26 protein-coding genes are annotated in these 26,214 nt (G+C 43.0%); 14 read left to right on the plus strand and 12 right to left on the minus strand.

What is annotated here, in order from left to right; translation table 11 throughout:
- Positions 1–163 precede the first annotated feature (163 nt).
- The 5 genes from JNUCC31_RS31770 to arfA form a co-directional block, all read right to left on the minus strand.
- Entirely contained in the window at positions 164–1,306 is a 1,143-nt protein-coding gene (locus JNUCC31_RS31770) for a sensor histidine kinase (protein WP_192267262.1), read from the minus strand.
- Entirely contained in the window at positions 1,299–1,979 is a 681-nt protein-coding gene (locus tag JNUCC31_RS31775; RefSeq protein WP_192267263.1) for a response regulator transcription factor, read from the minus strand. The genes JNUCC31_RS31770 and JNUCC31_RS31775 overlap by 8 nt, the downstream gene beginning before the upstream one ends.
- A 47-nt stretch (positions 1,980–2,026) precedes the next feature.
- Positions 2,027–2,593 (minus strand): class I SAM-dependent methyltransferase, encoded by a 567-nt coding sequence (locus JNUCC31_RS31780; protein WP_192267264.1) that lies wholly within the window; start codon positions 2,591–2,593, stop codon positions 2,027–2,029.
- A gap of 39 nt (positions 2,594–2,632) precedes the next feature.
- Complete coding sequence (locus tag JNUCC31_RS31785; RefSeq protein WP_192267265.1) at positions 2,633–3,136, minus strand: DedA family protein; 504 nt, start codon at positions 3,134–3,136, stop codon at positions 2,633–2,635.
- A gap of 183 nt (positions 3,137–3,319) precedes the next feature.
- Complete coding sequence (gene arfA, locus JNUCC31_RS31790; RefSeq protein ID WP_416234474.1) at positions 3,320–4,831, minus strand: arabinosylfuranosidase ArfA; 1,512 nt, start codon at positions 4,829–4,831, stop codon at positions 3,320–3,322.
- A gap of 203 nt (positions 4,832–5,034) precedes the next feature.
- Between arfA and JNUCC31_RS31795 the strand changes: the two genes are divergently transcribed.
- The 5 genes from JNUCC31_RS31795 to JNUCC31_RS31815 all read left to right on the plus strand — a co-directional run bounded on the left by JNUCC31_RS31795 (position 5,035) and on the right by JNUCC31_RS31815 (position 12,335).
- A complete protein-coding gene (locus JNUCC31_RS31795; protein WP_192273511.1) occupies positions 5,035–5,955 on the plus strand; it encodes an ArsR/SmtB family transcription factor in 921 nt (306 codons plus the stop codon).
- A 275-nt stretch (positions 5,956–6,230) separates the two neighbouring features.
- The gene (gene licT / locus JNUCC31_RS31800; protein WP_192267266.1) at positions 6,231–7,079 is read left to right on the plus strand and encodes a BglG family transcription antiterminator LicT; all 849 of its coding nucleotides are present in this window, start codon (positions 6,231–6,233) and stop codon (positions 7,077–7,079) included.
- Positions 7,080–7,215: 136 nt separating this feature from the next.
- On the plus strand, positions 7,216–9,141 hold the full coding sequence (locus JNUCC31_RS31805; protein ID WP_192267267.1) for a beta-glucoside-specific PTS transporter subunit IIABC: 1,926 nt from the start codon (positions 7,216–7,218) through the stop codon (positions 9,139–9,141).
- A gap of 74 nt (positions 9,142–9,215) precedes the next feature.
- A complete protein-coding gene (locus tag JNUCC31_RS31810; protein ID WP_192267268.1) occupies positions 9,216–10,685 on the plus strand; it encodes a glycoside hydrolase family 1 protein in 1,470 nt (489 codons plus the stop codon).
- A 351-nt stretch (positions 10,686–11,036) separates the two neighbouring features.
- Positions 11,037–12,335, plus strand: coding sequence for an NCS2 family permease (locus JNUCC31_RS31815; RefSeq protein WP_192267269.1), 1,299 nt, complete (start codon positions 11,037–11,039; stop codon positions 12,333–12,335).
- A 54-nt stretch (positions 12,336–12,389) separates the two neighbouring features.
- Here JNUCC31_RS31815 and JNUCC31_RS31820 read toward each other — a convergent pair whose 3' ends face one another.
- A complete protein-coding gene (locus JNUCC31_RS31820) occupies positions 12,390–12,791 on the minus strand; it encodes a VOC family protein (RefSeq protein ID WP_192267270.1) in 402 nt (133 codons plus the stop codon).
- Positions 12,792–13,006: 215 nt separating this feature from the next.
- Between JNUCC31_RS31820 and JNUCC31_RS31825 the strand changes: the two genes are divergently transcribed.
- Positions 13,007–13,726, plus strand: a complete 720-nt coding sequence (locus JNUCC31_RS31825; RefSeq protein WP_192267271.1) for a class I SAM-dependent methyltransferase — start codon at positions 13,007–13,009, stop codon at positions 13,724–13,726.
- Positions 13,727–13,887: 161 nt separating this feature from the next.
- Positions 13,888–14,310: a hypothetical protein gene (locus JNUCC31_RS31830; RefSeq protein ID WP_192267272.1), complete on the plus strand. Its 423-nt coding sequence runs from the start codon at positions 13,888–13,890 to the stop codon at positions 14,308–14,310.
- Positions 14,311–14,524: 214 nt separating this feature from the next.
- Here JNUCC31_RS31830 and JNUCC31_RS31835 read toward each other — a convergent pair whose 3' ends face one another.
- A complete protein-coding gene (locus JNUCC31_RS31835) occupies positions 14,525–15,835 on the minus strand; it encodes an amidohydrolase family protein (protein ID WP_192267273.1) in 1,311 nt (436 codons plus the stop codon).
- Positions 15,836–15,991: 156 nt separating this feature from the next.
- On the opposite strand from JNUCC31_RS31835, the gene JNUCC31_RS31840 reads away from it, so the two are divergent.
- The 3 genes from JNUCC31_RS31840 to JNUCC31_RS31850 all read left to right on the plus strand — a co-directional run bounded on the left by JNUCC31_RS31840 (position 15,992) and on the right by JNUCC31_RS31850 (position 17,869).
- Complete coding sequence (locus JNUCC31_RS31840) at positions 15,992–16,420, plus strand: MarR family winged helix-turn-helix transcriptional regulator (protein WP_192267274.1); 429 nt, start codon at positions 15,992–15,994, stop codon at positions 16,418–16,420.
- A 432-nt stretch (positions 16,421–16,852) separates the two neighbouring features.
- A complete protein-coding gene (locus JNUCC31_RS31845; protein ID WP_192267275.1) occupies positions 16,853–17,638 on the plus strand; it encodes a glucose-1-dehydrogenase in 786 nt (261 codons plus the stop codon).
- 45 nt (positions 17,639–17,683) lie between these two features.
- Complete coding sequence (locus JNUCC31_RS31850; protein ID WP_192267276.1) at positions 17,684–17,869, plus strand: hypothetical protein; 186 nt, start codon at positions 17,684–17,686, stop codon at positions 17,867–17,869.
- Positions 17,870–17,884: 15 nt separating this feature from the next.
- Here the strand turns inward: JNUCC31_RS31850 and JNUCC31_RS31855 are convergent, their stop codons facing one another.
- On the minus strand, positions 17,885–18,475 hold the full coding sequence (locus JNUCC31_RS31855; RefSeq protein ID WP_024629908.1) for a TetR/AcrR family transcriptional regulator: 591 nt from the start codon (positions 18,473–18,475) through the stop codon (positions 17,885–17,887).
- A 186-nt stretch (positions 18,476–18,661) separates the two neighbouring features.
- On the opposite strand from JNUCC31_RS31855, the gene JNUCC31_RS31860 reads away from it, so the two are divergent.
- The 3 genes from JNUCC31_RS31860 to JNUCC31_RS31870 all read left to right on the plus strand — a co-directional run bounded on the left by JNUCC31_RS31860 (position 18,662) and on the right by JNUCC31_RS31870 (position 21,086).
- Positions 18,662–19,324, plus strand: a complete 663-nt coding sequence (locus JNUCC31_RS31860) for a nitroreductase family protein (RefSeq protein WP_192267277.1) — start codon at positions 18,662–18,664, stop codon at positions 19,322–19,324.
- A 436-nt stretch (positions 19,325–19,760) separates the two neighbouring features.
- Entirely contained in the window at positions 19,761–19,979 is a 219-nt protein-coding gene (locus JNUCC31_RS31865) for an XRE family transcriptional regulator (protein WP_192267278.1), read from the plus strand.
- A gap of 498 nt (positions 19,980–20,477) precedes the next feature.
- On the plus strand, positions 20,478–21,086 hold the full coding sequence (locus tag JNUCC31_RS31870) for a GNAT family N-acetyltransferase (protein WP_192267279.1): 609 nt from the start codon (positions 20,478–20,480) through the stop codon (positions 21,084–21,086).
- Positions 21,087–21,314: 228 nt separating this feature from the next.
- On the opposite strand, the gene JNUCC31_RS31875 is transcribed toward JNUCC31_RS31870, so the two are convergent.
- The 4 genes from JNUCC31_RS31875 to JNUCC31_RS31890 form a co-directional block, all read right to left on the minus strand.
- Complete coding sequence (locus JNUCC31_RS31875) at positions 21,315–21,800, minus strand: hypothetical protein (RefSeq protein WP_192267280.1); 486 nt, start codon at positions 21,798–21,800, stop codon at positions 21,315–21,317.
- Positions 21,801–21,928: 128 nt separating this feature from the next.
- On the minus strand, positions 21,929–22,681 hold the full coding sequence (locus tag JNUCC31_RS31880) for a MerR family transcriptional regulator (RefSeq protein ID WP_192267281.1): 753 nt from the start codon (positions 22,679–22,681) through the stop codon (positions 21,929–21,931).
- Between the two features lie 22 nt (positions 22,682–22,703).
- Positions 22,704–23,315, minus strand: a complete 612-nt coding sequence (locus JNUCC31_RS31885; RefSeq protein ID WP_192267282.1) for a CPBP family intramembrane glutamic endopeptidase — start codon at positions 23,313–23,315, stop codon at positions 22,704–22,706.
- A gap of 277 nt (positions 23,316–23,592) precedes the next feature.
- Entirely contained in the window at positions 23,593–24,873 is a 1,281-nt protein-coding gene (locus JNUCC31_RS31890; protein ID WP_192267283.1) for a glycoside hydrolase family 125 protein, read from the minus strand.
- A 385-nt stretch (positions 24,874–25,258) separates the two neighbouring features.
- Here JNUCC31_RS31890 and JNUCC31_RS31895 point away from each other — a divergent pair, with 385 nt between their 5' ends.
- The gene (locus JNUCC31_RS31895; protein ID WP_192267284.1) at positions 25,259–26,209 is read left to right on the plus strand and encodes an ABC transporter permease; all 951 of its coding nucleotides are present in this window, start codon (positions 25,259–25,261) and stop codon (positions 26,207–26,209) included.
- Positions 26,210–26,214 lie beyond the last annotated feature (5 nt).

The following is a 26,214-nucleotide window of genomic DNA, read 5'->3' on the forward strand; positions in this document are numbered from 1 at the left end:
GAGTCTTGTGACGGCACCTGTTCCGGGACCAAGCTCTGCGATTTTTTGAATTTCATTCCATCGGACAGACTGGATTATTTTTGTTGCCAGAAGTTTGGAGCTGGGCAGAATACTACCCACTCGTTTTGGGTTTTTCAGAAAAGCTTGCAGAAAAAGAAATGATTTAGATCGGTTCACTGATATGTCCTCCCTTGTTGTATGACTGGACCTGGGAAGGCAAATTTAACTGAAACGTAAATACGTTATGGATATGCTGAAGTGTTAAGCTGCCTTGATGTAACTCTGCAATATTCCTCGCGATGGAGAGGCCCAGGCCAGACCCCGTTTGTATGCCTTCGCTGCTCCTTGAATAATCAACCTTATAAAATCGCTCAAACAGCTTATCTTTCTGTTCTTTCGTAAGAGGTGTTCCTTTATTCTCTATCTCAATCGTAATATGTTCAGGGTGCCTGTTCATTCGAATGTAAATTGTTCCTGGCTTCAATGAATATTTGAGGGCGTTCATTAGGAGATTATCGATGGCACGTGCAATCTTATCACTGTCCATGAATGCCATGACCGGATAATCGCCGATATTTTTCTCGATATGAATGCCATTCTCCAGGGCCAAGGGCTCGAATTCAAATAATAACTGGTCCAAAAGTTGAAATAAATCAATCCTTTTTAGATTTAACTGGGTATCGGCAGAGGTAAGCCGTGTATATTCGAATAGATCATCCAGCAATTTTTTCAGATGTGTTGCTTTGTTATGCGCGTTTTCTACGAACCGGGTATATTCCGCTTTATCTTGAAAGGAATCTGTTCTCAGAAGCTCAATATAGCCAATAATACTTGTCAGTGGTGTACGCAGATCATGTGAAATGCCTGTGATCATATCCATCTTGGATTTCTCCAATTCACGTTCCTTCACAATCTGTCGTTGTAATTGTTCAGTCATGTGATTGATGTTGGACGCGACTCGCCCCAATTCATCCTGACGATTAACGGATACCCGGTAGTCCAAGTTCCCTTCTGATATGAGCTGAAGTCCTTGCTCCAATGAGATCAGATCTCTTACAATTTTCCGAGTAGATATCAAAAAAGTAAACGTAAAGATCAAGATAAATATGGGTGTCAGCACATAAGGGAAGATGTTGAGAAGCCATCGCCACTCCAGCCCTTCACTGATTTTCGAAAAAATCGTTATAAGGATATTATTGATCAATACAGAGCCAACAATTGAAATGATAAAACTAATCACCATTCGATTGAGAATATGAAGCTGTATTTTTTTCGTCTGTTTCGATTGGGTTAATGGTTTACTCAATTTTATACCCAACTCCCCACACGGTCTTAATATATTGTGGTTCTCTTGGATTCATTTCCAGCTTCTCCCGCAGATTACGAATATGGACCATTACCGTATTATCCGAGTACCCATAGGGTTCTTTCCATACGGTTTCGTAAATCTTTTCTGAACTAAATACTTGTCCGGGATGACTGGACAGTAGAACCAGAATGGAAAACTCCAGAGGTGTTAGTGGAATGTCGTTCTCTTTCAGCTTCACGGAATGTTTACTTGTATCAATCGCCAAGTCCCTAATCAAAATGAGTGAATTGAATTCTGCTTTTCCAATTAAAGATTGACGCCGAAGTTGAGCCTTAACACGAGCCAGTAATTCTAACGGATTGAACGGTTTAACCATATAATCATCGGCTCCCGTTGTGAGGCCAGTAATTTTGTCAATGTCCTCTTCCTTGGCAGATAGCATAATAATGGGAGTGGACGAGATTTCTCTTATTTTCAAACAGGCTTTGATTCCGTCCATAATCGGCATCATGACATCCAGAATTACGAGGTGAATCAGGGTTGTTTGTATGACACGCAGTGCTTCTTCTCCATTGGCTGCTTCAATGACGTGATATCCTTCGTTACGCAAATAGACATGGATGACGTCCCGAATATCGGGTTCATCATCGACAACGAGTACAGTATGCATTAATCAACGCTCCTTTAATCTAAGTGTAAACGATAGCCGAAGAATGTTTAAATTGTTTCCTTTTTGCGACAGACATAAACAAACGCAGGAGGGACGTTCAAAGGCTCGAAATCAATTGTTTCAATTATAAAATGTTCAGATAACAGCTTTTTCATCTGAAGTGAATATTGAAAGGCGATGAATAATCCTCCAGGTTGCAATGCCTTATAGACCTGATCTACCAAGGTATTTCTTAATTCAGGCTCAAAATTGAAGAATGGCAATCCGCTAAAAATAAAATCCAGCTGATGAACGCCTTCTTGCTTCATGGATTCTACTAAGTGAGCAGCATTCGGATAACAGGAGAAGCTCGGGTATGCGCCCTTCAGATTATTTCTCATGATCTCATCCATCTCAAACAATAACACTTTCGTTGAATCCTGTACTTGTTGACGAATACGCTGAGTGATGGCCCCGGTGCCTGCACCCAATTCGGCGACAGCTTTAGCTTCGGGCCATGGTGCGTGACCAACCATTCTGCTGGCTAGAAATCGAGAACTGGGGATGATACTACCTACATTTTTGGGATTGTGAAGAAAGCTTTTTAGAAATAATATCGTTTTATTGGAATTCATGTTTCTGCCTCCGTGGGATAAGTATGATGTCAAAATGGATTAAAACTGAAATAAATGAAGTGCAGCTAGAAGGGGATATCCCAAATAGGTGCCTGCTATAAAATAAGTTATGGTCCACAATAAAGCGCTGGAATAGGAAACAAGAGCAAATTTTCTAAATTGCACACTGCTTATACCAATCACTAATGGAAGAACATATCGCAAGATGGGAATAAACAAACTGACACACATCGCCCAATTGCCGTATTGGTCCAATAACCGTTCAGCCTTGATGAATTGCTTATTATGTTGAAATCTGCATTTTAACTTTGGCCCAAATAATGATCCTGCAAAATAAGCAATCGTAATGGCCGTTAAAAGTCCCGATAATATACACAAGTATGTGATCCAGCAGTTGATAACACCGGTGTGACTCAGAATGGCTCCGCTGATAATCGTGATCTCGTTTGGAATCGGTATTCCGAAAGGCCCCAGGGAGAAGGCAAAATAAAAAATCAGATAGCCATACTGGTTAAGCAGTTCCAAAATCGTATTACTGATCATTGTTTTACCTCCTCTCTTGTCGATATTGAAATCATAATGAAAAAAAATGAGGAATTAATGCGTATAAATCTGAAGAAAAACTAAAGATTACATAAATAAAGCCAAACAAATACGTCAAAAAAAGCCTTGCCAATTGGATGGCAAGACTTATGGTTCCGGCAATTCATTGCTGTATCAATGCAGTTATCTGATCTGTTTGACTCCAGCCTGCTTGGTTTTAAGTCGAATGACGTTCCACGATGCTTTGTTCAAAACGGATTGGACTTTTCCCTGATCCAACTTCGTATGTCCGCCGTTGTGCGGAACTACATTATTTGGATTCGACTTGGTGTTGACGGCTTTCAGATCAGGACTTTCGAGTACAATATGCTCGATGAAGGTAGTTTCCCCGAAGGAACGAAGATCTACATTGAGTTCCATCTTTTCGTCGAGATGTCTATTGACCGCAAAGATGGTGATCACGCCATTCTCTTCATCATGAACGCTGATGGCTTCCAGATAAGGCACATCGGTGAAGTCTTTGGAATCATATTTTGGTGAAGAGACAATGGAATGAAGCACAGTCCCACGTCCGAAGTTGGATGCATGCATAAACGGGAAATACGTGGTCTGGAACCAGATTGCTCCGTTGTTTTCGGTCATGATTGGTGCAATAACATTGATCAGCTGTGCAAGACAAGCCATTTTTACACGGTCAGCATGCTTGAGAAGGGTAATCAGGTAACAGCCCACTGCCAAAGCATCTTCGTGTGTGTATACATCTTCAAATTCCGGAGGTGCAATCTGCCAGCGTTCTTCCATACGGCTTGTACCAATAGAGTTCCAGACGTTCCATTCATCCAGGGACAGCATCAATTTCTTTTTGCTGCGTTTCTTGGCTTGCACATAATCACAGATTGAGGCAACGCTGTCGATGAATTGGTCCAGATCCAGCGATGTAGCCAGGAAATTGTAGGTGTTGTCTTTGTTATTGTTGTAGTATGCGTGCAGGGACAGGTAATCCACATTCTCGTAGGAGAGATCGAGGACTGTCGCTTCCCAATCGGCAAATGTACTCATTCCACGGCTGGAACTGCCGCACGCCACGAGTTCAATATTCGGATCAACCCATTTCATCGCTTTGGCCGTTTCGTTGGCAATACGTCCGTACTCATGTGCGGTCATCGCACCGATCTGCCAAGGTCCGTCCATTTCATTACCCAGGCACCATGTTTTGAACTTATGCGGGTCTTTGTAGCCGTGAGAGATACGCAGATCACTCCAATAAGTTCCCGAAGGATGGTTGCAATATTCCACCAGATTTCTTGCCGCGTCGATACCTCTTGTACCAAGGTTGACTGCCATCATGACTTCGGTTCCGACGAGCTTGGCCCAATCCGCGAATTCGTTAGTGCCGACCGCATTGGTTTCAATGGTCCACCAGGCAAGCTCAAGTCTGCGTTTCCGTTCTGCTACCGGGCCAACACCGTCTTCCCAATTGTAACCGGATACAAAATTCCCGCCAGGGTAACGGATAATGGGTACGTTCAGTGCTTTAATGGCTTCAATCGCGTCCTGACGAAAACCTTGTTCATCCGCTGTCGGATGACCCGGATCGTAGATGCCACCATAAACGGCACGTCCCAGATGTTCAACGAATGAACCGTAAAGCCGCGGATCAACTTCAGCGACATGAAAATCTTTATCGATAAGCATCTTGGATGTAAGCAAAATAAAAACCTCCATAGAATTAATTAGTTGTATTAAACATAACTGTCAAATCGAATTGAATTCGCCATAAAGCGAAATCAAAATATTGATTTGTTATCTAATGTGTATCATAATGCCAATATAGGAGCAAGTTTATTTTATAGGGTTTGCTAAATAACGAATTCAAAAACAGAAGGGACATGGAGTCAATGATGCTTGGTACGGATGCATCTTCACTCATTATATATGAGGCGCTTGCAAGCGAAGCACGGTTAAATATCGTTCGTCTCTTGCTGCAAAACCGGGAAATGCATATCAATGCGCTTGCCCAAGAGCTTTATCTGAGCAAAGCTATCGTAAGTACCCATGTAAGCAAGCTGCAAAAGGCCGGGATTGTAGGCAGCCGAATGAAGCGGGAGAATGGTGGAACTTATAAATATTGTTATATTCTGCAAGAGTTCATGATGATTAATCTGTCACCGGAACTAAACGATGTATCATTCCACGAGGTGTCCATTCCGGTAGGGCAATACACCGATTACGAAGCGTGGCCAACTTGCGGCATAGCGACGACAACCCGGATGATCGGACAATATGATACGCCGGCCTGTTTCATGGACCCGGACCGGGTCCATGCCGGAATACTCTGGTTAGCACGCGGATTTCTCGAATATAAAATCCCTAATTATCTGTATAAAGATCAGGAACTAAGGGAGATTGAAATCTCACTGGAGCTTGGCTCAGAGGCTCCGCAAGTCAATGAAAACTGGCCGTCGGACATCCGTTTCTCCCTTAATGGTCACCACCTCGGAACCTGGACAAGCCCCGGTGACTTTGGCGACCGCAAGGGCAGACTTACACCGCAATGGTGGAAATCCGACGTCAACCAATATGGTGTGCTGAAAGTGCTGCGTATCAATCGGGAAGGTGCCTTCATCGACGGCCAGCGCATCTCGGATGTCCGCATTCATGATCTGGATCTCCACGAGGCCACATATTGGACCTTTGGATTAAGTCCGGAAGAAGGAGTGCCGGGGCGGGGCGGACTTACGCTGTTCGGAAAGGGCTTCGGTAACTACGATCAGGATATCTTGATCCGGTATTATTATGATGCCCCGCATCATCAATAACAGAAGGCAATGAAAAGGAGATTCTTAATCTTTTTGATCTCAAGAATAGGATGTAATTTTTATGTCAATCCAAATAAAGACAGGAGATTTAGAAGTATATAACTATTCCAGAACAATGGTATTGACAACGATTACATAGCTGTTATAGAATACAGCTAATAAGGAGTGTCACTGATTCGATCAGGCACCACCACAGTCTGGAATTCACAAGTTTGTTTAAGCTTGTGTTCTGGACAATGGTGGTGCTTTTTGCATATTGGGGGGGTGAAAACATCATGAGGTTTAAAAAATCGCTTAACAACAACATCGCCCTGGCGGAAGACGCCGAAGGCTGTGAGGTCATTGTGATTGGGACAGGAGTTGGCTTCAAAAAAGCAAAGGGGCAGTGGATTGAACGGGACCAGATTCAGAAAACGTTCAGAATCGGATCGAATGACAAGTACCAGCGATTGGAGCAGTTTTTCAACGATATACCGCTGCACGTCATTGATATTACCGATCAGATCATTGAAGCAGGACAGACTATCATTGGAAAAAAGCTGAATGACTCCATCCTGTTAACGCTCGCTGATCATATTCACTTTGCCCTGGATCGCTATAATAGCGGCGTGGAGGTAGGAAACCCGCTGCATTGGGATATCCGCCATCTGTATCCTGCAGAATACCGCATTGGAGAATACGCCGTGGAACGAATCAACGAAGCTTTTCAAGTATCCTTGCCTTCTAGCGAAGCAAGCTCCGTTGCCCTTCATTTTGTGAATTCACAGTTCGATTCTGGCAGCATGAACCAAACGATCAAAATCACTAAAATAATCAATGATTGCCTGGAGATCATGTCCCATCATTTCGGCATCGCGCTGGATCAGGAGTCTGTGAACTATTCCAGATTCATCACTCATTTGCGCTACTTCATCGTCCGCCAAATGAACCGGGAGGTACTATCGTTCAAGGATCAGCATTTCTTGTTTGACGTGCTGTCGGAAAGGTACCCTTCAAGCTTCCAATGTGCGCAAAAAATAAAGGAGTTTATGGAACGGCAGCATGAGTTCAATATTACTCCTGATGAGATGGTTTACCTAATGATTCACATCGAGAGAGTGACGTCGCATTCCGATGCGGACTGAGCATCACGTTTGAATAAATTGAATATGGAGTGTTACTGATTCGATCAGGCACCACCAAATGTTACCGACTCTGCACATGCAGCGGACCGGTTTAGCATTTGGTTTTTTTTTCGCCAAAAACAGAGGAGGAATCAGCATGAACCACAGGGATCTGTCCACGGAGATCATCCAATTAACAGGAGGAGAAGAAAACATCATCCAGGCCTGGCACTGCATCACCAGACTCCGCTTCAATGTTAAGGATGAGAAGAAGGTTCAACTGGAGCAGATTAAGAAACTGAATGGTGTCCTGGGTGCCCAGTTTCAGAACGATCAATTCCAGGTTGTCATCGGAAATAACGTCGCTGCGGTATATGAGGAATTGGAGGGACAGCTGAAGCAGGGCGCTTCCACGGAGCATAAAGAAGAACAGAAATCCCGCTCCAGAGGTCTCAATGCTGTACTGGATACCATCTCCGGCATATTTACACCGATCCTTCCGGCTATTGTGGGGACAGGTATGCTCAAAGGGATTCTGGCACTCCTGGTTACGTTAGGACTTCTGCACGAGAATAGCGGCGAATATCAGGTGCTAGCGTCCATCGGTAATGCTGCCTTCTATTTTCTGCCTTTCCTGTTAGCCGTATCGTCCGCTCGCAAATTTAAGGTGAACGAGTATATCGCTCTGACGCTTGCCGGCACACTGTTATATCCGACCATTCTGGATGCTTTCAATGCCAATCATCTTGAACCGATTCGTTTCCTTTCGCTCCCGGTGTCGATCGTGAATTACACGCAGTCCGTCATTCCAATTATCCTGGGTGTGTGGTTGCTAAGTTATGTGTACCGCTGGGTAGACAGGATCATTCCAGGCCCGGTAAAAGTCATTTTCACTTCGATGATTGTGCTGGTAATTACGGTTCCGGTTCTGTTGATTGCCATCGGCCCGTTAGGTACTTTCATCGGCACTTATTTGGAAATGGGTACATCGTGGCTCTTTGCCCATTCCGGTCCTCTGACAGGAATTATCCTTGGCGGCTTGATGCCATTAATCGTCATGACGGGTATGCACTATGCATTTTTCCCGGGCACGCTGCAAAATTTGAGTAAACTTGGTTATGATGTGCTTTTGTTACCCATCAATTTGATCACGAACATGAGTCAGGCTGGCGCGGTAATGGCGGTGTTTCTCAAAACGAAAAACCCGAACATGAAGTCGATTGCACTGTCGAGTGGAATTTCCGCCTTACTGGGCATTACAGAACCTGCATTGTACGGAGTTACGCTAAAGTTAAAAAAACCGTTCTACGCATCGCTCGTTGGCGGAGCCGCAGGCGGCGGATTTATAACAGCAGTTGGCCTGAAATGTTTTGGCTTTGCTGTACCCGGATTGCTGTCACTGCCGTTATACATCGACCCGAAGGGGGGAATGTCCAACTTCTGGTATGCGTTGATTGGAGTCGCCATTAGTTTCACCGTTTCGTTCGTCTTGACCTTGATGCTGAAATGGGATGATTCCGAGCCACAGCCATCGGCTGCATCAGACTCCCCACTGATGGAATTGAGGCCTGAACCACTGCGTGAACAGAACGAAATGCCACTAACGGTTCGTTCCATCGAAGAGAAGAAAGGTGAGGTACAGAGCCCACTTACCGGAGAACTTGTTCCACTTGCAGAGCTCCCAGACAAAACATTTGCGGACGAGCTGACAGGTAAAGGGATTGCAATCAGACCGACAGAAGGCAAAGTGACCGCACCTTTTGACGGAACAGTCACGATGGTGGCCAAAAGCAAACATGCCATTATGCTTCAATCCACGGACGGGATTGATATACTCATCCACATCGGACTAAATACGGTCTCGCTCAAAGGGAAGTTCTATGATGTCAAAGTGGTGGCGGGACAAGAAGTCCGCTCGGGTGAAATACTCGTTGAATTCGATTTGGAGAATATCAAGGCTGTAGGACTGGACATCGTTTCACCCGTCATTGTGACGAATACACCGGATTATCTGGATGTTGTGCCAGTACATGTGAAGGGGGTGATTTCAATGAATGAATTGCTTCTTCTCACCGTTCGCTAAATGTTTTTCACATTTACCATAGGAAGTCATCTTATTTTATTTCAAACTATTGTATAAAAAGGAGCACAACCATTATGACAAACCAAGAGAACAAACAAGTATTTCCAGCCGGGTTTTTATGGGGAGGCGCAACAGCAGCCAATCAGTTGGAGGGCGCATTTGATGCTGACGGGAAAGGGTTGTCCACTTCGGACATGGCTCCATTCGTACCCAAGGAACTTCGCAATGGCAAGGATTTTACCTTTGATGTCAATTCTGTTGAGCTTGAAGAGTTCCTGGGAGGAAACACCGATGTGTATTTCCCGAAACGCAACGGAGTAGATTTCTTTCATCGTTATAAGGAAGACATTGCCTTGTTCGCCGAGATGGGATTCAAAGTATTACGGATCTCCATGGCATGGACACGCATTTTCCCTACAGGGGAAGAAGAGGTGCCTAATGAAGCGGGCCTGGCGTTCTATGACAATGTGCTGGATGAACTCTTGAAGCACAACATCGAACCACTCGTGACCATCTCCCATTACGAAATGCCTATACATCTAACTCAGAAATACAATGGTTGGGAAGACCGTAGACTCATTGACCTGTATCTAAAATTCGCCAACACCCTGTTTGACCGTTATAAAGACAAAGTGAAATACTGGATTACGTTTAATGAAATGAATATGATCCTTACAAGCCTGTATACGGGTGGCGGTATCCTTGAGGATAAAATCAAGGGCAGCAAAGAGCAGGTTGCCTACCAAGCGACTCATCACCAGTTTGTAGCGAGCGCACTGGCTGTAAAAAGCGGTAAAGAGAAGATGCCAAACGCCCAAATCGGCTGTATGATATGCCGTCTGGAAACGTATGCTGCATCAAGCAAACCAGAGGACGTCCTGCAAACACTGAAGGAAGATCAGATGAATCTGTTCTATCCGGAGGTTCAGGCACGGGGCGAATACCCATCCTACATGAATAGATATTTTGAAGAGAACGAGATCGAGCTGGTGAAGGAACCTGAGGATGATGCAATTATTAAGAATAACACGGTCGATTTTATTGCATTCAGCTATTACATGACCTACATCGGAAAATACGACCCCAATGATAACAGCAATTCCGGTATGCTGGTAAGTCAAGTTAAAAACCCTCACCTGGAAGTTACTGAATGGGGTTGGCCAATCGATCCAATCGGTCTTCGTGTTGCGCTGAATCGTTTGTACGACCGTTACCGGATGCCTTTATTTATCGTAGAGAATGGTCTTGGTGCTACCGACAAGCTGGAGGAAGACGGCTCCATTCATGATACCTATCGAATTGACTATCTGCGTCGCCACATTGAGCAAATGAAAGAAGCAGTCGCAGATGGTGTGGAGTTGATGGGTTTCACTAGCTGGGGACCTATCGACATTATTAGCTGTTCCACATCTGAAATGGGTAAACGTTATGGCTTCATTTATGTAGATCAAGACAATGCCGGGAACGGTACGCTGCGAAGATACCGCAAAGACTCGTTTGACTGGTATAGACAAGTCATTGAGAGTAATGGGCAAATCTTATAACAAGCATAAAATATCTGTACAAAACAGCCGATCCATGGATCGGCTGTTTTTGGTTTGAGGCTATTATTCTTTCTAATAAACGAATGAATATTTAATATCATATCTGTATAGTTCGTAATTAACTGTGAACAGATGGGTTGATTCGTTGACAATCCGTGTTATTTTTATTAAAATACGAAATGGACATCAGGTTGAAACAGATATGAGTATCCTTATTTTTGGTTTACAAGCTTTAGCTGTTAAATCCTAATGACGAATATAGGAGCGATAATATCACATCCTATATTAGATTAGGATTTTTTTTGTTTTTACCTTTGGAGAATAATTTGAAAGTTGGAGGATGGCTTTACCATGGACAATTGGTTCAAACTAAAAGAACGAGGCACGAGCGTTTCAACAGAAATCATTGCAGGGATCACGACATTCTTTACGATGGTATACATCGTTATCGTAAATCCAGGAATACTCAGCAGTACGGGGATGAACTTTAACGGCGTATTCATTGCTACAGTGCTGGCGAGTATTGTAGCGACTCTGATTATGGGGATATGGTCCAATTATCCGATCGTCTTGGCACCTGGTATGGGCCTGAATGCATTCTTTGCCTATAGTGTAGTCTCCGGATATGGCGTATCTTGGCAGGTTGCACTTGGAGCGGTATTTATAGCCGGGCTTTTGTTTATTATTTTATCACTGACTTCATTTCGTTACATGCTGCTTGATGCCATACCTGCAAGCTTGAAACATGCCATAACAGCAGGGATTGGACTCTTTATTACAACGGTAGGCTTGCAAAATTCCGGGATTATTGCCGATTCAGAATCGAATTTGATAACCCTCGGAAACTTGGCAGAGCCGATGACTTACCTGACCCTTATCGGATTGATTATTACGGTTGTGCTGATGGCTTATAATGTAAAAGGTTATCTGTTCATCGGAATGGTGATAACAGCGATACTTGCCTGGATTTTGGGTATATTTCAAATGCCTGAATCGATTGTATCCATGCCGCAAGGCCTTACGACAACTGCTTTCCACCTCGATCTGGCAGGCGTATTTTCCAATGGCTTGTATACGATTATATTCACTTTCCTGCTAATTACACTGTTTGATACGACCGGGACGATGCTCGGCGTAGCTGAACAGGCAGGATTGCTGAAGGATGGTAAATTTCCGCGCTCACGTGGCGCGCTACTGGCGGATGCCGTAGGGACAACCACTGGGGCGTTACTCGGGACGAGCCCAACCTCGGCTTATATCGAGTCCAGCACAGGGGTAGCTGCCGGAGGAAGAACCGGACTGACGGCAGTAACGGTAAGTGTACTGCTTGCTCTTACTTTGTTCTTCACACCTATCGTAAGTGTGATATCAGGCATCCCGGCGATCACTTCTCCGGCACTGATCATTGTGGGGTATTTTATGATTAGCGTAATCAGCAAAATCAATTGGAAGGATCTCGAAGAAGCATTTCCTGCCTTCCTGATTATCATACTCACTCCGTTAACACACAGCATTGCGACAGGAATCGGTGTAGGGTTTATCTTCTATCCTGTACTCAAGCTGCTCCGCGGAAAAGGCAAGGATGTTCATCCGATATTCTACATTTTTGCAGTGTTATTCTTCATTCAGCTTGTATTCCTCGACCACTAAGAACTGTTAAGAAACTGTCTAATCAAAGGGGCTTTTGAAAAGCCCCTTTTCATATTAGCGTTTCGGCATTTTGCTCTCATCCATGTACAGCAGGTTCCAGCGGTGACCGTCCAGGTCGGCAAATCCAGCTCCGTACATCCAGCCATCCACTTCACTCGGCTTGCCAAAGATCTTTCCTCCGGCAAACTCCACTTTCTGAATAAAGGCATCTACTCCTTCTCTGCTTTCAGCACCAATGGAAAATATGACCTCTGCGCTATGGGAGGTATCTGCGATTTTTGAACCTGTAAATTTCTCAAACGCCGCCTCCGGGAACAGCAGAATCGTTGTTTGGCCTATGACAAGGCTGGATCTCTCGTTACCGACGCTCACTGCATGGAATCCAATCTCATTGAAAAAGGCGGTTGACCTCTCAACATCTTTGACCGGCAAGTTAATCCAAATTTCCTGTGACATGGCTGTAGCCTCCTGGAATATATTTTTTACTAATTTTACTATACTCTAATTCTCGCAGAGGAAGCGAAATCTTTTAAAAGAAACTGCAAGGAAGACATATTTACACCAATGAACCAAACCTTTGACACTTGTCTATGGAAACATTTATTATAACTTTAGTATTTTTTGTTTCTATCAGGTAGTAAATTCCATTAGAAAGTAGGTAGATATTACATATGATTCCATTAGTATATGACCAGATTAACCACTGGGGAAGAGACGATGAATTTTTCTTAGCACTGCTAAAGAAATTAAATGTAGAGTATATAGCGGACCTAGGCTGTGGAACAGGGAGGTGGACTACTCATCTTGCCCAAAACGGTTACATCATCACGGCTATAGACCCTAATGAAGAAGCGATTGATGTGGCAAAAAGTAAAGATCATCCAGGCAATGTAAATTGGATTGTAGGTGATAGTACAGATTTACCAATCAATACGTATGACGCGGTGATCATGACAGCCAATGTTGCACAGGTGTTTCTTACAGATGATAGTTGGGAGCAAGTCATTTCAGATGTCATTCAATCCCTAAAAGTTGGAGGTCACTTTATTTTTGATACAAGAAACCCTTTAGCAAAAGTATGGAAAGAGTGGGAGAGGGACAAGACTCCTGACTTAGCAAAAGACAGACTTAGTGGAGATTCTCTAGAAATCTATACAGAATATGAAGGATTTGAGGGAGATGTTTACACTTTCTATGAAATTATAAAAAATACAAAGACAGACGAAGTCCTGATTCATGAAAAAATGCAGCTAAGGTTTCGAACTCAAGAAGAATATGATGAGTCGTTAAAACAAATCGGATTTACGCAAATTGAAACGTATGGTGATTGGGAATTTAAGCAAGCGAATTCTTCTGAAAATAAATCGTTTATTTATCATTGTGTGAAATAGAGCAGCATGAGGCTCCACTCGAACCTTAACGAGGCTAATCATGGGTGGGATTGCACTTCTACTATTTTAGTAGGAATGCTCCATTATTTTTATGTTCACGTCCAAGCAAACGAGTTACCTATGAATATATTATATTATCTTCGTGATAAGGAGGTAACACTATGACAACGTTTTTGGATGCGAGAACATCGCAAAATGCAAGTTTGGCAAACTCGATCGCTATACCCATCCTGGTAATTAACACACCACAATTGTTTGGTCAGATTGGTTTGCAAACAGCAGGGGCTGGAGCTAACCCTAGAGTGCAATTAAAAGGAACCGTTTCTGTATCATTACCGCTGGCTCTTGTTGGAATCACAATTACAATTGTACGCGGTACAGTGGCAACAGATCCGGTGATCTATTCGGCGACGTCCACATTTAGTTTGAGCGTGCTTGCACCTCAAGTGATTACGTTCTCGGCAGATGATTTTAATCCACCAATTACTCCTCAATTGACGTATACTGCTTTTATCAGTTCTAACTTGCTTGGTACAATCCGTGTAGGACCTGAGAACTTCGATGGATTTGTTGTATCGGACTAATCAAAGGGTCTGAAATTATAGATATAAGAAGATATTCAACTTTATTATACCAGTTTTTATACTGGTATTTTTTTGTCATTCCGTTCAGTTTGGCTGCAACGAATGCTTCCAAGGAAACTATTGAAATTCTATTAAAATGAAATCATGAAGGCAGTCGATCAATGTGATCGCCTGCCTTCTTATTCGAATTCATTGTACAGGGAAGTCGAATCGATTAACCCAGTTGCTGCACCCCATTGAACCACACTGATTGTATCGACAAGGTATCTGAAATATGAGTGGTTGGATCGCCGTCTACAAGAATAAGATCAGCGCGTGCACCTTCAATAATACGACCGCGGTCATGAAGACCAAAGCAACGAGCCGGTTTGGCAGTAGCCGACTGAAGAGCTTCGATCGGAGTGAACCCGGCCTTCACCAGCAGCTGCATTTCGTGGTGGACACTGGCACCATGAGCAAGGCCGCCAAGATTCGGAACGGGAACCGGCGCAACATCCGTCCCTACCAGAATATCAACTCCGGCACGGTGCAGATCCATCACATTCTGAAAGCTGTTCTCCATATTACCTTGCGGAAACGTATTGAAGCTTGAGTTCAAAATATCGATCCAGTCTGGACTTAATTTGGAATGAACACGTGGATCTTTCGCCAATTCCGATGCCGGATTTCCAATAATCGATGAATTCAACACCAAGCACGGTATAACAAAAGCGCCTGAACTCACTATGGACTTCACTAAGTCGGATGTGTACTCGGGTCTGTCGATAAACAAATGACCTAAACCGTCGACTCCAAAATCGATAGCTTCTTGCGATGAAAGAGCTGTCAAGACGTGGGCAATGACCAGCTTATCCAACTTGTGGGCTTCTTTCACGGCAGTTTTTAAAATCTCGTCACTTAGCACAGGCAGGCCAGGTGCCCCCATGACCGTTCCTTCTTCAATCATGACCTTAATATAGTCGGCTCCATTATCCACCTGGGTATGCACATGCTTAATCGCTTCGTCCACTGTTGTCACTTGCGGTATTTCTTCGTGATCGTGAGCGTATGCGGCCAACATTGCTTCCCGATCTTCCTCGGATAACTTCTCTAGCTCCTTCAATACGAATTCCGGTATTTCATCTCCATCGGGCAGTAACTCATCTGGGTGTCCACCCGGAGCGCTGATCGCTGTGCCGGCAGAACGGACATCAGCGACGTCATTTACATTTTTCAACTGAATCTCGCGACCTCTTTGAGTAAAATCGCCGTTCATTTCGAGTTCGGTTGTAACGCCGAATTTTAAGGCATCTCGTAATCCTCCGATCGAGGTGTGAACATGTGCATCAATCAGACCAGGCAGTAGAGTCGCATCTTCTCCATCGATAATCGTTGCATCTTCCGGAAGGTCTCCGCCCACTGAAATAATGGAATCCCCTTTAATGACAATATGTCTGGGAGCAATAATTTGATCTCCATCAAAAATACGTACATTTGTAATCGCCGTAACTTGTTCTAACGCATGATTTTGAATGACCTTCTCCATGTGAATTCCTCCAAGTGTTTGTTGTTTAACAATTAGAATGTTAACTGTTAGATTTCTAACTGTCAACAAACTAATTTTTATTTGACAAGCATGTAGGATCACCGTATAGTTAGTTTACTTACAATTAGATTTCTAACAATGACAGGGAGGTCAATCATGAAGTCCCCAAAGGATACACTTTATCTGGATTTGTTTCAGATTATTGGTCTCAAGTTAAAGAAGAGAGCAGACGAGAGTATAAAGGAGCTCGGGTTAAACGCTCAACAAGGGAAAGTGATCGACTATATTTATCAGAACCAAGATAATCATATTATTCAAAAGGACCTTGCAGATCGGTTTCATCTACGTGGGGCCAGTATCACTAGCATGCTTCAAGGTCTAGAGCAAAAAGGATTCATCGAGCGCAAAATTCCTACCGATAATGAACGGCAAAAAAATATATATGTATTGCCAAAAGCGATTGAACTGATTGAAGACTTTCAAGAATCATTCCAAAAGGTGGAGGAAGAAATCGTTCAAGTCCTTACCGACGAGGAGAAGCAAGTTTTAAAGAAATTGTTGATCAAAATCAATGAGCGCATATGAAAAAAAAGGTGAGTTTCTATCCATTTTTGGAGAATTCTTCAAATGAATAGGTACCTGTCACAACTAGTAGAACGAGAGATGTCCCAATAAGGTTTATGATGGGAACGAACGTTTTTTTCTATGATCAAAATTGATTTGATGTCAAAGGAAGAGATTATAACCCATTGAAAGTCGTCATCTTTAGCGCTTTTTACGTATTATCAGGTCAGCCAGTACTTAGTGGTTGGCCTTTTGTGGTTGTTTTACGATGAGGTACGTGAGATTTGTAGGTTGGGGAAACAAAGCATTAATGGAGTGACTGAATATGAATATAAATGATGATACTAGGATCGTGGTCAACTCCCCTGGACGGGTCAGATCATGTTTATGGCGGAACGAATTGGTTAATGTAACTTTGAACATATCAGTCCATGCAGACAGGAGGTAATTAGGATGTATACGGATCTTCAAGGACAGACAGTTGTCATTACGGGAGCGGCTACCGGCCTGGGAGAAGCAATGGCACTGCGTTTTGGTAAGGAAAAAGCAAATGTTTTGATCAATTACTACAGTAGTAATCAGAACATACAGCCCCTCATTGAAAAAATTAAATCGTACGGTGGGCAGGCCATTGGAGTAAAGGGAGATGTCTCCAAGGAAGAGGACGTAAAGGAGCTGGTGCAGGCGGCGCATGAACATTTTGGCTCCCTGGATATTATGATCAACAATGCCGGCATTGAGAACGAGGTTCCGTCAGAGGAGCTGAGTTTGAAAGACTGGAAACGCGTCATTGATGTGAATCTAACTGGAGCGTTCCTCGGTTCAAAGGAGGCCGTGAATTACATGCTGGAGCATGATATCAAAGGCCGAATCATCAATATTTCCAGTGTACATGAAGTTATCCCATGGCCGCATTTCCTTCATTATGCCGCGAGCAAGGGCGGGGTCAAGATGATGACTGAGACGCTAGCTCTGGAGTTTGCGCCAAAGGGAATTCGTGTGAACAGCATCGCACCGGGTGCAATCAACACACCCATTAACGCAGTTAAATTCGCCAATCCCAAACTGCGAACATCGGTTGAGGATCTGGTGCCGCTCGGTTACATCGGAAAGCCGGAAGAAATTGCAGCGGCTGCTGTATGGCTCTCCTCTTCGGAATCCAGCTATGTTACAGGTATTACCCTGTTCGTTGATGGAGGCATGACAAAATATCCTTCCTTTCAGGGAGGCCGTGGGTAAGCGACAGACTCAAACGAAGCATTTGCAGACCGAGCAGCAGTTAGAATGTTACAAACCAGCCTACTATGTATTTTTAATAGGGGCTGGTTTTTGTTACTTGATGAAGGGAAGAAACTACATAAACAAAAAAATGAATCGCATGACCATTTTGATAAACATTGGCTTGATGCAATTCATGATGAAGTTTGTAGGAAAGGGGAAGGATTTGAGGAGAAGCAAGTTGTCCCTTAAAATGTATCCCAGGTGCTATCCGAGGAGTTCTTTGGCTCCGTTCATCATTAAGGGCATTGTCTGTTTAACGAATGCTTCCGCACTTAATTGACACCCTTCATTGTTCCAAACGTAAGCGGCCCCATACATCCCCCAACTTAACATGATAGAAGATGTATTTATTAATAAGTACGCGTTTGGACTTGATAGCATCTTGTCTTTATCTATAAAGGATAGGAGAATCGATTGGATTTTTTCCTTTATTTGAATTTCGAATACAGATCCAAGCGATGTATACCTTCTTTTGCACATTGTGCTTAAACCCTCGTGAAAATCGCATACACCCAGAAAAACACTCTGAATAGTTTCTTCATTTAATACTTCGTGACCGTTTATTCTGCGATTTATGATTGTCATGAATGATTCCATTAATTTTGCTTCCAGAATCTCAAATTTATCGACAAAGTGCGCATAAAAGGTCGCTCTGTTAACCGTTGCACGCTCTGCAATATCCCTAACGGTTATCGATTCAAAATCTTTTTCTTGAGTTAATGAAGCAAAGGCGTCCTGAAGGAGTCGCCGTGTACGTTTCACACGAGGATCAGCATCATTTTTTTTAATTGTCATCGTTAAGATCCCCCCTAATAAAACGACATTATAGAAGTTGTGTTGTCTATCCAACGGTTTATGTTTATTGATGATTGCGTACCATTCGGTCGGTATTATACCATATAAATACAACAAGTGTTGTTCAATTTATGTTGTATTGAAAGAAAATAAAGAATGCTGCTTTTCAAAAGGGAGGAAAGAAACATGTCGGTTTCACAACCATCTGTAACAATGGGGCATCAACTTTTTTTTGATGTTATTGGAGAACGCCGTTCGGTTCGTAGTTATAATGCCGAAGCCAAGATTTCGCGGGAGGAATTGACCGACATCTTGCGACAAGCCACGTTGGCTCCTTCAGCCGCTAATCTGCAGCCATGGCGTTTTCTCGTTATCGATTCGCCGGAGCTGAAGCAGAAGCTGCTTCCAATCGCATTCAATCAACAGCAAGTCGTCGAGGCTTCGGCAGTCATTGCGGTACTCGGAGATTTGGAGTGTTATACATTGGCCGAGAAAATCTATGGAATGGCTGTCGAAGCGGGTTACATGCCTGCAGAAACAGCTAAATCGTTCGTGGAACGCTATACTGGGATGTATTCGAGCATGCCACCCGAGGCTATCCACGAAAAAGTGTATACCGACGGGGGGCTAGTATCGATGCAGCTCATGCTTGTCGCCCGTGCTAAAGGCTACGACACGGTATCGATGGGCGGCTATGACAAACAAAAGTTCAAGGAAGCTTTCCGCATATCAGAACGCTATATTCCGATTATGTTAATCGCCATTGGCAAGGCTGCGAAGCCCGGACATCCGACGGTGAGGTTGGCAGTTGATGATGTAGCTTTCTTTAACGAAATGCCTAACGAATAACAAAATGTAAAAGACCCTGGCGCCCGCATAAACAACGGCAAACTATGGTCTTTTACAGGTTAAGCCCTCACGGAGGATACTCCCACATCTACGTTATACAGGGAGGACTTGTGGGCAGAATGGTTTGACTATAAAAATGAACCAATCGATACTTCATTGATACTAATGGAAACACTTCACAATCACTTTATCACGTTACTTCGTTCATTAAGCACAATTGAATCCTCAAAACAATTTCTAAGTCCTACTCATGGAATCATGAGCTTAGATGTTGCAAAAATCAACTTAAAAATCGAATGAGTGGGTTGTCTAGTTAACAAAAGGGGCAGGCGTATGAGGAACTTCTTCGTTATGGCTCCCTTTATAAAGTATACTCATGCTGGCAATGGACAACGCTTAAGGTAAAATACGATATTACGCGGGAGGTCTTCGAGCCTTGAAGTTTGAATTAGGACGTTGCTTACTGAATGAACGATTGATGGAGTCCGGAAAGTCAGCGGAATGGCTGGCTAAAGACTTGCTTTTTAAACCGGAACGAGTCTACGACTTTATCGAAAACAAAAGAGTGATGCCACTCAAAATTGCCATATCGATCGCCGATTCTATCGGTTGTGATGTTCGTGCCTTGTATGAATTAATTCCGAACGATAACTAAATTACATCAAGGAGGCAGCCTGCCAAGTGAACTGCACCCCATTTGTTAGACAAAAGAATGGAGGTGCAGTTTATGAATCAGGCTGCTCTTTTATTGGGGACGCGACGGATCGACCTGCGAGCAATATTGGGGAAATGGGTTCGTTCAACATACACTTGAGCATAGAACTATACATATACTAGCAAACTCTCCCGTGATAACTTTTCACAGGAATTTATTCTTTGCATGACAGTTGTCATATTGACTATAGAAGGTGATCGGATTAATATTTAATTAAATGATAGTTAAAGCTATCAAATTGTATAAAAAAGTATCAACCCAATGAACTTAATGAGCAAAATACATTGTCGTGAAGGAGGACAAACATGTTGATCAAACGCTCTATGGGTACGATCACTTTCTCTAAAATCGGTGAAATCCACATTACAGTTGAAGGATTCACTCTTTCTTCCAAACCTTTAAATTTCAAATCAATCCGATGAACAGGAGCATTAATAAATGACAACAATTTCAATCGACAAAGCCAGTTCTTATTCATTACTCGGAGCGAAGCTTCATGTAATGGCAATTGGCAATATGGCTCACACCATCGCAGGTTCAAATAATCAGAACGTAGTCGATGCTACATTCAGAAAATTATGGCAGACGAAAAACAATCGTTTCAGTCATCAGTATGCATATGAAGCAAAATTAGGAGAAAAAATCTATGGAATGATCTCATGTTTGCCAATCACAGTGCTCGATCAATTGACCGGGTCTACGATGAAACAATTGTTTTTGCTTAGAAAAATGGGACTGGTTTTGTACAATTTAGTTCGCCCAATGGGGTTATTTTCCACCTTAACACTAAAAGAAGGATTTCAAGGTGAATTCCATATTGCTTCACTGGCAACGATGCCTGAAAGCAGAGGCATGGGTATAGGTTCCCAGCTTATTCATTTCGCTGAGGAGGAAGCTATTTCACGAGGTTATGCAATCAGTTCCTTAACAGTGAAAAAGGAGAATCATCTGGCAGCTAGATTATATGCAAAACTCGGCTATGAAATTACCTCAGAAATTAATAAACCCACGATGTCGTTTTACAGAATGGTCAAGAAACTGAAATGATTTGATGATTTGTTGAATTCCAAACCTGTGCTGCATTTGGTCTGTTGTATGAGCAGACGAATCATTGAATTTTTGAATTGCAAATGTCGATTTGTATACGGGAAACACCAAAAGATCTCTTCACTAAGTGAAGAGATCTTTTGGTGTACAACAACTTTTAAAAAAAATCACATTACAAAATATAACGGATGAGAGCGTGAATCTGCTTGCATGGCACGGTTATGGAGTCTATTGTCCACCTGTATTGGAAGCCCAGACAGGATACCACCCCAAAGCCGGATTTTCATTGTTGTACAGTACCAGATTGCCATCAGTTTGCATGATCAACACATTGCCTCTAAGATTGGCTGGCACATTGTCTGCTCCATACCATGCCTTAGCCCACGCCAGGTTATCCGATGTCCAATAAGGTGTGTTTTGCGGATCGGATATGACCAACTTACCGCTGAAATAATTAATCTGGAGTTTATGTATTCTCGGGTCTTTAGTCTTGGAGTTCCATATCATCTTGCGAGACTTGACGTCCCAGATCTGCGCATCACCATAATTATCAAATTGAAACGAAAACCTGTTATTGTTTGACACTAGCCCTCCACCAGCGACATTATACATGATGTCATAAATCAGCCGATCTCCACTCGCGGCGGTAGTCACAGGGGAAAATGGAATCAAAAACATGAGCATGGCAAGACAAGATAAAAAGACTTTTTTCATATAACATCCTCTTTTCCTGAATACGTTTTAAGTTGCTTGTCAAATATATCATATATTTTTCTTTTATGGATAAAAATTCAATAAATAAAAGGACTCATACTGGATCGGAAAGAAGAAGGAGATTCGGTTCAATCCTTTAAAGAAGAATTCTTCTTAAGATTTAATACCTCAAATGCTTCTTTTAAAAAATCCATGGTATGCTTAGGCACCAACGACTCATAGGGTTTTACGTTTTTATACAGTTCTTCGTTATTTACCTCGTCATTGAAAATCAGATTACGTAATGGAGTATCTGTTACTATGTCATGCAACTGCTGCTGTATAACAGGATGATCTGGTTTAAGATCGTTTACGATCGCTCGTTGGACAAGCAATAACAAATGGTAGAGTTGTCCATCCAAGTACGTTTGCTTAGAGATATCCTCTGGAAACACCTTATCAATAATATCTTTAGAGACATACTTTTGAAGCAGTTTTTTTTGAGCCTCCTCAACACGCATGGAATTCATAAGTAGCATGAGTATCTCTGAGTTTGATTCATGGAGTTGATCTTGCTCGGTTAACCAATTTATTCGTTCAATTAACGCTAAAGAGCAATCGATTGCTTCTCTCCTCTGTTGAAGGGATTGTTCTTGAAATCTAATTATTTCATTGAAAGAATATTTCGGATCTTCCAAACAGGCTTTAATTTCGTTTAATGAAAGACCCAGACTTTGCAATAATTGAATTTCATGAAGCCTTTTAAAATCCTCATTTATATATACATAATGGTCATTTTCATTTTTTTGTGAGGGCACTAAAATTCCAAGTTGTCGATAATGTCGTAACGTACGAACCGTTGTGTCTGCTAGCTTTGCAAATTTACTCACCGTTAATCTCATCTAATTTCCTCTTTTCAAGAAATCATTTTTTGTATTTTTTCGCCAGAATAATTCCAATAGAAGTATTATAAATCCCATGGGCAAGCATGGGCGGGATTAACGACCCGGTAAAATAAAAGAGTAGTGCAAAAATCAACCCATTTACAAACACACCTATAAGGATACCGGTTGCACCTTTATATTGTGGAACATGTATTACCCAAAATAGAAAAGTACTTATTAGAATGACTAGCCAATCCACTATTAAAGAGTATCCAATAAATAATCCGATCAGGACACCTCTAAAAAGGAATTCTTCAAATACACCGCCACCTATTGCAGATACAGCTACACCACTTGGTTTGATCATTATTTTTTTAATCATATCTGATCCCTCGGTTTGGGGTAGTTCTGTTCTTGTTTTAATGAATGTAACTAGAACAATAGTCGTTATAAACAAACTGGAAATAAGACCAATGAGTATTGCGGATAAAATACTAATCTCGTTTGGTATAAATAAGGAAGCTATAAATGGTAACATTTCTCCCCGTTTAACTATCCAAATAAGAACCAATCCAATAAAAAGAAAGGTTGTTAGCGTTAGTGATGCTCTCAACAGTATTTTGTACTGTTCCTTTGCCTTGGTTTCAGTCATAATGAACGCTCCTTTTATCACATTTTTTTCATTATAGATTGTGACGTAGCGTCCCAAGCAACAATAGCTTTTTGTTCAGAAAAAAGCTCGACGCTTGGCGTGTTGACCGTCCATAGAAGGAAGTAGATATATATTCGAAAGTTTCCCTAATTTCACTAATACTTAATAACCGGTTGTGCCTTCCGTATAAAATGGATGGCACAGCCGGTTTGTCTATAGGTATAATACGATACGGCTCTCCTATATTTTCATTGAAAAGTATCAAGGTTAGAAGGGCCTAGACTATTCCCTTGTCCATTGCTTTGCCGATCAGTGTAGCAAACAAACTGTTGGACCAGGCAAACCATTCACGTGAATAATCGGAGGGATTATCCGGGTGAAAGCCTTCGTGCATATATCCGGTATTCGCATCAGTCCGAACAAGCATATCAATTAATTCTTTGACCTCCTCATCGTTATCTGCTGTCAGCGCCTGCATGGACAATGCCATATGCCACACATAACCTCCAGGGGTATGCGGACTGCCGATGCCTTTGGCATGTTTACCCTCGAAATAGAACGGGTTATCGAAGCTGAGGGCAAAGCGGCGAGTGTTCTGATAAATTTCATCCTCCACACCCACATAACCAATATAAGGAATAGATATCAGTCCTGGTGTGCCGGCATCGTCCATCAGAGAATAATTACCGTATCCATCCGTTTCGTAGGCGTAAATTCGGCCGTATTTAGGATGATTCACAATTCCGTAGGTCCGGATGCCAAAGTCGATCTCCTTGCGCAGCTTCGCTGCCCGGGCCGCCAGTCTTTCGTCCTTATAGATGACGCTTGCGATCTCGCGAATATAGTCCAGAATCACTACAGCGAACATATTGGAGGGAATATTGTAGCCGAACTCACAGCTGTCATCACTCGGACGGAAGCCCGACCAGCTCATGCCGGTGTAATTAACAGGCATGCCGCGTCCGTTATTGTGCAAAGTCTCCGTATCCTGAAGCGTCTCCCGGATGAAATGGTACGGTGATTTCTCTCCGTGGTACTGTTCCGTTTCGATAACGTTCACGATGGAGGTCAGCGCCTGGTAGCAGGCCGTATCAAAGATATCAGTCTGCTCCGCTTCCTTCCAATACATATAAGCCAGCTGGACAACGAAGCAGAGGGAGTCCAGCTCGTATTTGCGCTCCCACATCCACGGGTTTAGATTACAGTCATCCGTAGCCCGATAATGTTTGTCATTTGCCGTTTCGTTGAAGGCATTGGTGTATGGATCAATATTGACATAGAACATCTGGCGGGCGATCAGGCCGCGGAGAATCCGCTGCAGCGCAGGGTCATTTTTGGCAAAAGGGATATAATGGCGCACTTGCTCCGTAGAATCCCGCAACCACATGGCCGGGATATCCCCCGTAAATACAAAGGTGGTACCGTCTTCAAGCAGCTTGGTTGTTGTCTCCAGCGTATTCGGGAAGCAGTTGCGGAACAATTGCTGTAATTTCGGGTGATGCGCGAGCCGTTCATCGGCTTCATTAAGATAAGTAGTAATGGAAGCTGGCATGTTCATAGTCTAACTCCTCCTGTAAAGTTAAGATTACGGTCGTACCACCGCAGGACAATATCTTAATTTGGTTGGCATTCGTAGCAAATGTTTGCATACCTTTCCGATGATCACAATATGTGACTTATGAAGTGTGATAGTAGGTTCATAATTGACATATTTGCAGCCATGTTCCATCTGAAAATATTCACATCAAGGCAGGCAGGAAAATACCACAGCAACGCGGTTTTACACGCTCTTAACATGACAATGCAGAACCTACATATTTACGGTGTCAACTTTGTTTCACTACACTTTGAATTGTAAGCGTTCGCAGTAAGGGGATGAGCATGAATGCGAAGCGGATACATTACATTATGTAACGAAAACTACCATAGAGAGGAGTGGGAGAATGAAGGGGAGTCATGCTGTAGTATCCGTAAATCCTTCATTGAAGAACAAATCCCTTGGCAAAAGAATCTGGAAAAATTGGGAACTCTATCTGTTCATGCTTCCCGTGTTATTGTATTTCCTCGTTTTTCATTACGGTCCGATGTACGGTATTCAGATTGCTTTTAAGAATTTCGTACCTTCGAAAGGAATTACGGGTAGCGAATGGGTCGGTTTTGACCATTTTGAACGGTTTTTCAATTCCTATTTTTTCTGGGATTTGCTATGGAACACGTTCAGCATCAGTTTCTATGAACTTGCTATCGGTTTTCCGCTTCCGATCATTCTGGCACTGGCTTTCAATGAAGTCCGCAACGGCCCGTTCAAGAAATCGGTTCAGACGGTAACCTATGCGCCGCATTTCATTTCTGTCGTTGTTATGGCAGGGATGATCATTACTTTTTTATCACCCTCTAGTGGCATGATTGTCCGGTTCATCGAGTTCCTGGGCCTACAACCAGCGGCGTTTCTGACTGATCCGGCCTGGTTTAAGACAGTGTATGTCTTCTCGGGCGTCTGGCAGAGCACAGGGTGGGGAACTATTATTTATCTCGCGGCTCTGTCAGGCGTAGATCCCCAGCTGCATGAAGCGGCCATTATGGATGGAGCAAGCCGGTTTAAACGGATGCTGCATATCAATCTGCCGACGATCGTGCCCACGATAACGATCATGCTGATCTTGAATATGGGTAATATACTGGGCCTTGGCTTCGAGAAGATTCTGCTGCTGCAGAATTCGCTCAATATGGAGGCTTCCGATGTAATTTCCACCTATGTATACCGCGCGGGCCTTGTGAACGCCCAGTACAGCTTCTCAACAGCTGTAGGATTGTTCAACTCGGTAGTCAACGTTATTTTGCTTGTTACTGTTAACCAGATCGCCAAGCGCACCAGTGAGAATAGCCTCTGGTAGAAAGG

It is taken from the genome of Paenibacillus sp. JNUCC-31, from assembly GCF_014844075.1.
In the GTDB taxonomy this organism is placed as follows: Bacteria; Bacillota; Bacilli; order Paenibacillales; family Paenibacillaceae; genus Paenibacillus.